Here is a 7,430-nt window from a genome sequence, read left to right as displayed (position 1 = left end):
GAGAGACTTAGCGCGCCTCCCCCTCTTCTTTTTGTGGGGGGTTTACCCCCCCCCCCCCCCACCCCCCCCCCCCGCCCGCGGGCAACCGGCCGGGGTTTTTTTTTTAACTGTCGGAGGTTGCGCTCCCGCCGGGCCGATTGCACACTGGTCGCCCGTTAATCGTCATGGCTGTTTTATGTCTTCGTTAAAATTCTCCGTTAGCCGCCAGGAAGCGCTCCTTATCATGATCACCATGTTCTGGGGAGGGACCTTCCTTGCCGTGCAGTATGCGGTCAGCCTCAGCGGGCCGCTGTTTTTTGTCGGCCTGCGTTTCGCGACCGCCGCGCTGGCGGTGGGTCTGCTCTCGCTGCGCACCCTGCGCGGTATGACATGGCTGGAGGTGAAGGCGGGGGTGGCGATTGGCGTGGCGATTGCGCTGGGGTATGGGCTGCAGACCTGGGGACTGCAGTCGATCTCCAGCAGTAAGTCTGCCTTTATCACGGCGATGTATGTGCCGCTGGTGCCGCTGCTGCAGTGGCTGTGCCTGGGTCGTATGCCGGGGGTGATGTCCTGCGTGGGGATTGTGCTGGCCTTTATCGGTTTGATCCTGCTGGCCGGGCCGGAAAACAATCTGCTGGCGCTTGGCGTGGGGGAGATGATCACGCTGGCGAGCGCGCTGGCGATTGCCGCGGAGATTATCCTTATCAGCGCCTGGGCCGGGAAAGTGGATGTTCGGCGGGTGACGGTGGTGCAGCTGGCGACCGCGTCGCTGGTGGCTTTCGCCGCCATGAAGCCGGCCGGTGAGTCAGTGCCGCCGTTGACGCCGGCGCTGCTCGGCGTGGCGCTGGGGCTGGGCATTTTCAGCGCGATCATTCAGGTGACCATGAACTGGGCGCAGCGCAGCGTCTCGCCGACGCGGGCCACGCTGATCTATACCGGCGAACCGGTGTGGGCCGGTATTTTTGGCCGGTTGGCCGGTGAGCGTCTGCCGCTGCTGGCCCTCCTCGGCTGCGTCTTTATCCTCGCGGGAGTGCTGGTGAGCGAGCTGAAGTGGAAGCGCAAACCGCCACCGCAGATGTCAACGAATGACGATGCGCAGCCGCTCCCGGACCTGGCCGATCGTCGCGAGCCGTAATTTTACGCTTCTGATCCTACAGCGGCGCTTATCCTGGCTGGCCTACTCGTCCGGCTCTGATTGTCTGTAGGCCCGGCAAGCAACGGCGCCGCCGGGCGATGGAATCAGGCACGGAGTTGCGTTTATACCGGGTGGCGGCTGCGCCTTACCCGGCCTACAACCCCAACTCACCGCTGGCGTAGGGGCTGCTGAAACTGCCGTTGTTGGCGGCCTCAAAATCGCTGAGACGTTCCCGGAAGGCCGGGGCAGCCCGCATGGATGCGGGCTGAGGGCCGTGTTTTGCATGGACGCTGCCTCGGCCCGACCCGAAGCCTGCAGGGATAAGTCGAAGGGACCACGCAGTGGCGATTTTGCTGGCCGGAGCCCGGGGGTACAGGGGGCGGCGGCGACTGGCCGCCCCCTGTGCGCTCCCTGCGCCAAGCCAGACATAACGCAGAAAATTAACCGGGAGCGCCATCTGCCCGGCATTAACATAGAAGTTGTAGCCCTGCTAAGCGCAGCGCGAGCAGGGAAATATTCGGTTGTACCGTTATTTCGCCGGGTGGCGGCTGCGCCTTACCCGGCCTACGTTCATACGACCTGTCGTTAATTTATTCACCATTGTTGCTGAAACTGCCGGTGCTGACGGCCTCAACATCGCTGAGACGTTCCCGGCAGGCCGGATGGCGGTATAAATGCCTTATCCGGCCCACCCGCTCCCTGCGCCAACGCCGCGCTAATGTGGCTTAAACCGGCGTTACCCTGGCCTCCTTCGCCTCACGCGTCCCGCGATGAAGCAGGGCGTGCAGCAGGATCGCCCCGAAGGTGGCGGTACCAATCCCGCCCAGCGTAAAGCCGCCCAGCGACAGCGCGAAATCGCCGGCGCCCAGCACCAGGGTCACAGACACCATGATCAGATTGCTGTTCTGGCTGAGGTCGACGCGGTTTTGCACCCAGATCCGCGCCCCGGCGACGGCGATCAGGCCAAAGACCACGATCGAGGCGCCGCCGATCACCGGCCCGGGAATGGTGTGGATTAATGCGCCGAATTTCGGCGAGAAGCCCAGCAGCATGGCAATCAGCGCTGCGGCGACAAACACCAGCGTCGAGTAGACCTTGGTCACCGCCATGACGCCGATGTTCTCCGCATAGGTCGTGACCCCGCTGCCGCCGACCGAGCCGGAGAGCATGGTCGCCAGACCATCGCCGACGAAGGCGCGCCCCATGTACGGATCCATATTGCGCCCGGTCATCCCGGCGACGGCCTTCAGGTGGCCGAGGTTCTCGGCCACCAGGATCACCGCGACCGGGGCAATCAACATCATCGCCTGGCCGTTAAAGGATGGGGTGGTAAAGTGCGGCAGCCCGAACCACGCCGCCTGGGCGAGGGGAGAGAAGTCCAGCGGTTTGCCGAGGCCAAAGCCGTTAGCCAGCAGGGCGTACAGCGCGCAGGCGACGATCAGGCCGACCAGGATCAGCAGACGCTGCAGCATCCCGCGGGTAAATACCGCGACTATGCCGATACAGAGCACGGTTAACACCGCCATCCAGCTGTCGAAGGCGCTGGCGGAGACGCTGCGCACGGCAATCGGCGCCAGGTTCAGGCCGATAGCCATCACCACCGCCCCGGTCACCACCGGCGGCATCAGGCGCTCGATCCAGCGGGTGCCGATCTTCATCACCACCAGACCGATCAGGGTATAGACCAGCCCGCAGGCGATGATCCCGCCAAGGGCGACGCTGAGGTGAGGGTTGAGTCCCTGGCCGTTAAAGCCGGTAATGGCGATCACCACCCCGACAAAGGCGGCGCTGGAGCCGAGATAGCTCGGCACCCGTCCGCCGGTGACGACAAAGAACAGCAGGGTGCCGACCCCCGACATCAGTATGGACAGGTTTGGGTCGAGCCCCATCAACAACGGCATCAGCACCGTCGCGCCGAACATCGCAACGGCGTGCTGCACGCCCATCACCAGCGTTTGCCCGGCCGATAAGCGTTCATCGGGCGCGACAACGCCGGATTCGGCGGCGGGGGAGGTCAGCTTCCAGCGAGGAAAATCGAAGAGTGCCATGATGATATCCCGGGTTAAAGGTTAACAAGCGGGTCGCATAAGCGTGTGATAGCCGCGGTCAAACCACATCAGACCCCGGGGTTCCGGGTGACGGGTAATGGCCACGACGTGACAAAACAGAATGTCGTGCGTGCCGACGCTGACGCGCTGGTCGATGCGGCAGTCAAAGCTGACCAGCGCCGCCTCCAGCCGCGGGCAGCCGGTGGCGCCGGTCTGCCAGTCGGCGGCGGCAAAGCGCTCGTCCATCGCCGTTTTACCGCCAAACAGCGTTGACAGCGCCTCCTGTCCCGCCGCCAGGGTATTGACGCACAGCGTGTGGTGTTCGCTGAACACCGGCCACACGGAGGCTGAGCGGTTCAGACAGACCAACAGGGTCGGCGGGGTGTCGGTCACGCTGCAGACCGCGCTGGCGGTAAAGCCCGCCCGGCCCGCCGGGCCATCGGTGGTAATAATGTTAACCGCGGCGCCGACGCGGGCCATGGCGTCACGAAAACTCTCTTTGTCCGCTAACTTCATCGCCAACTCCTTATGCCAGCAGGCAGGCTTCATCAAAGGACAGACGCGGCAGGCGGCCATACAGTTTGCCGGGGTCGCCATAGCCGATGTTCACCAGCAGGTTGCTTTTCCAGCCGTTGTCGGCGAAAAACGCTGCATCGACTTTTTCCCGATCGAAACCGGACATCGGCCCGGTGTCGAGTCCCAGCGCCCGGCAGGCGAAAATCAGATACGCCGCCTGCAGGGAGCTGTTGCGAAACGCGGTCTCTTCCGCCAGCTGCGGGCTGGAGGTGAACCAGCTGCGGGCATCGCCGTGGGGAAACAGGGTCGGTAGCCGGTCGTAAAAGGCGCTGTCCCACGCCACGATGGCGGTCACCGGCGCCTGCATGGTTTTCTGCAGATTGCCGCTGGAGAGCGTCGGGCGGAGCTTCTCTTTGCCGTCCGCGCTGCGCACGAACACGATGCGCGCCGGCGAACAGTTGGCGGAAGTCGGCCCCATTTTCATCAGGTCCCAGACTGCCTGCAGCTGCGCATCGCTCACTGGCTTATCCAGCCAGCCGTTGTGGGTCCGGGCCTGGGTAAACAGCGTCTCGCAGGCCGTCTGGTTTATCGCGTCGTTCATCGGGTCTCCCTGGCGACCGGCAGCATAGCGGCCAGCCCGTCGCGTAAAATGGTATTAAAGGTATCGGCGTCGGTGACGTTGCAGGCATGCCCGCCCCACGGCATTTCCACGCGCTGGCTGCCGGGGATCGCCGTCTGCAGCACGCGGGAGCAGGAGGCCGGGACCAGCAGGTCGTCAGCGGCGCTAACCATCAGCGTCGGGCAGGCGATGGCCGCCGCGCGACGGGAAAAATCAGCCTGCTTCAGGGCCTGCAGCCGCTTCAGCAGGTTCTCCTTGCCCTGAAAATGGCTGATGGCAAGCGCATCTTCGGCTTCGAGGCGCGGCAGGCGCGCGGCCATCCATTCCGCCGGGTAGAGAAACAGCGGCTGCGCTTCGACCCACGCCTGCGCGCCGCCGGCATGCAGCAGACGCTCGCGCACCAGGAAGCAGCGGCGGGTGTGCGGCGACAGCGACAGCCAGCCGTTGACCAGCACCAGGGCGCTCACCGCCTCGGGGCGATCGAGCGCCAGCTGCAGGCCAATCAGCGCCCCCAGCGCGTGGCCCACCAGCGCGAAGCGGGCGATCCCCGCCGCCTGCAGCGCGCTGAACAGCTCCCCGGCCATCGTCGCCATGCTGTAGTCGGCGGGCAGTGGACCGGCGTTCTCCCCGGTCCCGTTATGGTCATAACTCACCAGCTGATACTGTTCCTCCAGCGCCGCGCGCTGCGCCAGCCAGTAGCCGCCGCCGCCGCCCAGACCTGCGCTGAGGACCACCACCGGCGCGCCGGGCCATGGGGCCGGAGCAATATTGAGCCTCATCATGTCGGGGTGCCGATATGGGCGACGCTGGCGATTTCCACCAGCGCATCGGGCTTCACCAGCCCGCACTGAATGCAGAAGCGCGCGGGTTTATCGCCGGGGAAGAACTCGGCGTAAACCTCGTTAATCGCGGCGTAATTTGTCCAGTCGGTGATAAAGATGCTGTTGAAAGTCACATCCGCCATACTCCCGCCCGCCGTTTCGATAACGCACTTGATGGTCTCCAGCACGTGGCGGGTTTGCGCCTTTGGGTCGCCGATGTGCACCACATTGTTTTGCTTATCAAACGGCAGAGTGCCGGAGACGTAGATCACGCCATCGGCGAGCGTCCCCGGAACAAAGGGGGCAATCGGCGTGGTGGTGCCTGGCGGAATAATCACCTGTTTAGGCATAACGTTTCTCCTGGGCTAAAGACAGCGGGGTGGCAGGGGACAGCGCGCGGCAGAAGCTCTCGACGTCGCTGACCCAGCCGAAAAAGGTTTCTATATTGAACAGCGCCGCCTGCTGGGCGAAGGCCGGTCCGGCCTGATGGGTAGCATCCTCCAGCACCACGCCGAAGTATTCGAGGAAGAAACCATCGCGCAGCGTCGATTCGACGCAGACGTTGGTGGCGATCCCGGTGAACACCAGATGACGGATGCCGCGGCTGCGCAAAATGCTGTCGAGCGGAGTGTTAAAGAAGCCGCTGTAGCGCGGTTTCGGCAACACGATGTCGCCTTCCTGCGGCGTCAGCTCGTCCACCAGCTGATAATCCCAGCCGCCTTTCGCCAGCAGCTTGCCCTGCAGTTCCGGGCGCTGACGCATCGTTTTCAGCGCGTTGGACTTATGGTAGTTCGGCGAGCCCGGGCCGCCGGCTTCAACATACTGGTCATCCCAGCCGTTCTGGAACCAGATAATCAGCATGCCCGCGGCGCGAGCGGCGGCGACGGCGGTATTAATATTGTCGATAACCGGCCGGGTGGCGGAGACGTCAAATCCGGCGAGATCCAGATAACCGCCCAGGCTGGCGTAGGCGTTCTGCATATCGACAACAATCAGCGCGCTCTGCTGCGGCGGGAAGGTCAGGGATTCCGGGCGAGCGGGAAGGGTAATCATCAGGCCACCTCACGGGTAACAGGAGCAATATGGTCCCGGCAGCGCATCAGCGGCTGAATGCGTTCGCCAAAGGCGTCGATGCCGGCAAGAAAATCATCAAAGGTCAGCAGCACGCCGTCGGTGCCGGGCACGCTCGCGACTTCATCAAGCATACGGGCGACGCTGGCATAGGATCCGACAAGGGTGCCCATGTTGATATTGACCGCCGAGGTGGGGTCGGCCATCTGGCGCACGTTGGTATCGCTGCCGGAGCGGGTGTCTTTCTGACTCTGCTCGGTGAGCCACGCCAGCGCTTCTTCATCGGCGCCCGCTTTGTAGTGCTCCCATTTGGCGCGCGCCGCTTCGTCGGTTTCGTCAGCGATCACCATGAACAGCACATAGGAGCCTACGTCACGGCCGGTTTTTTCCGCCGCCTGCATCATACGCGCCGCGGTCGGCGCGAAGGCCGTTGGCGTGTTGACCCCTTTGCCAAAGCAGAAGTTATAGTCGGCGTGCTGGGCGGAGAAGGCCATGCCGGCGTCGCTCTGCCCGGCGCAGATCACCTTCATCGGCTGCGAAGGGCGCGGGCTGACCCGGCAGTCGTTCATGGTGAAGTAGTCGCCTTTGAAATCGCTGCGCCCGGTGCCCCACAGGTCGCGGAGCACCTGAACGTATTCGGTGAGATAGTCATAGCGGCTGGCGAAATAGTCATCCCCTGGCCACATGCCCATCTGGTCATATTCCGGTTTTTGCCAGCCGGTCACCAGATTGACGCCAAACCGGCCGCCGGAGATGGAGTCGATGGTGGAGGCCATCCGGGCGACGATCGCCGGCGGCAGCGTGAGGGTGGCGGCGGTGGCGTAGATCTGGATCTTCGAGGTCACCGCGGCCAGGCCGGCCATCAGGGTGAAGGACTCCAGGTTGTGATCCCAGAATTCGGTTTTCCCGCCGAAGCCGCGCAGCTTGATCATGGAGAGCGCGAAGTCGAAATGGTAGTGCTCGGCTTTCTGCACGATAGCCTTATTCAGTTCGAAGGTCGGCATATACTGCGGGGCATGGGTGGAGATCAGCCAGCCGTTGTTGCCAATGGGAACGAAAACACCAATTTTCATACCTACCTCTCTACAGTCATGGAAGATGGGTTGCGGTGGCGCGGCATCCTGCCTCTCCCTGGACCACCTCGCAGAAGAGGTAAAGCAAACGCGATGCCAGTTTTATAAATGCTAATGTTATTAATGTGTTGCTATTGGGTTGCTAAAAAGGACGATAAAAAAGTGGAC

8 protein-coding genes are annotated in these 7,430 nt (G+C 63.3%); 1 reads left to right on the top strand and 7 read right to left on the bottom strand.

Features of this window, described 5'->3' with window-relative positions; translation table 11 throughout:
• The first annotated feature begins 175 nt into the window (after positions 1-175).
• Positions 176-1,114 carry a DMT family transporter gene (locus tag K5R89_RS19095; RefSeq protein WP_064158255.1) on the top strand — a complete coding sequence of 313 codons (939 nt, stop codon included), beginning with the start codon at positions 176-178 and terminating at the stop codon, positions 1,112-1,114.
• Between the two features lie 725 nt (positions 1,115-1,839).
• Here the strand turns inward: K5R89_RS19095 and rutG are convergent.
• The 7 genes from rutG to rutA are packed head-to-tail and all read right to left on the bottom strand — an operon-like array spanning position 1,840 to position 7,262.
• Positions 1,840-3,162, bottom strand: a complete 1,323-nt coding sequence (rutG, locus tag K5R89_RS19090) for a pyrimidine utilization transport protein G (protein ID WP_008805937.1) — start codon at positions 3,160-3,162, stop codon at positions 1,840-1,842.
• A 21-nt stretch (positions 3,163-3,183) separates the two neighbouring features.
• The gene (gene rutF, locus K5R89_RS19085; RefSeq protein WP_023289097.1) at positions 3,184-3,678 is read right to left on the bottom strand and encodes an NADH-dependent FMN reductase RutF; all 495 of its coding nucleotides are present in this window, start codon (positions 3,676-3,678) and stop codon (positions 3,184-3,186) included.
• 10 nt (positions 3,679-3,688) lie between these two features.
• A complete protein-coding gene (locus K5R89_RS19080; RefSeq protein ID WP_032455317.1) occupies positions 3,689-4,279 on the bottom strand; it encodes a malonic semialdehyde reductase in 591 nt (196 codons plus the stop codon).
• Positions 4,276-5,079, bottom strand: a complete 804-nt coding sequence (gene rutD, locus K5R89_RS19075; protein ID WP_044522016.1) for a pyrimidine utilization protein D — start codon at positions 5,077-5,079, stop codon at positions 4,276-4,278. Before rutD ends, K5R89_RS19080 begins: the two co-directional genes overlap by 4 nt.
• Positions 5,076-5,468: a pyrimidine utilization protein C gene (gene rutC, locus K5R89_RS19070; protein WP_032455320.1), complete on the bottom strand. Its 393-nt coding sequence runs from the start codon at positions 5,466-5,468 to the stop codon at positions 5,076-5,078. Before rutC ends, rutD begins: the two co-directional genes overlap by 4 nt.
• Positions 5,461-6,171: a pyrimidine utilization protein B gene (gene rutB, locus K5R89_RS19065; protein ID WP_064158258.1), complete on the bottom strand. Its 711-nt coding sequence runs from the start codon at positions 6,169-6,171 to the stop codon at positions 5,461-5,463. The genes rutC and rutB overlap by 8 nt, the downstream gene beginning before the upstream one ends.
• Positions 6,171-7,262, bottom strand: coding sequence for a pyrimidine utilization protein A (gene rutA, locus K5R89_RS19060; protein WP_004204507.1), 1,092 nt, complete (start codon positions 7,260-7,262; stop codon positions 6,171-6,173). Before rutA ends, rutB begins: the two co-directional genes overlap by 1 nt.
• Between the last annotated feature and the right edge of the window lie 168 nt (positions 7,263-7,430).

Source organism: Klebsiella sp. TF21-TM, assembly GCF_019753495.1.
Taxonomy (GTDB): Bacteria; Pseudomonadota; Gammaproteobacteria; order Enterobacterales; family Enterobacteriaceae; genus Klebsiella; species Klebsiella quasipneumoniae.
This window is presented reverse-complemented; position numbering and strand designations above follow the sequence as displayed.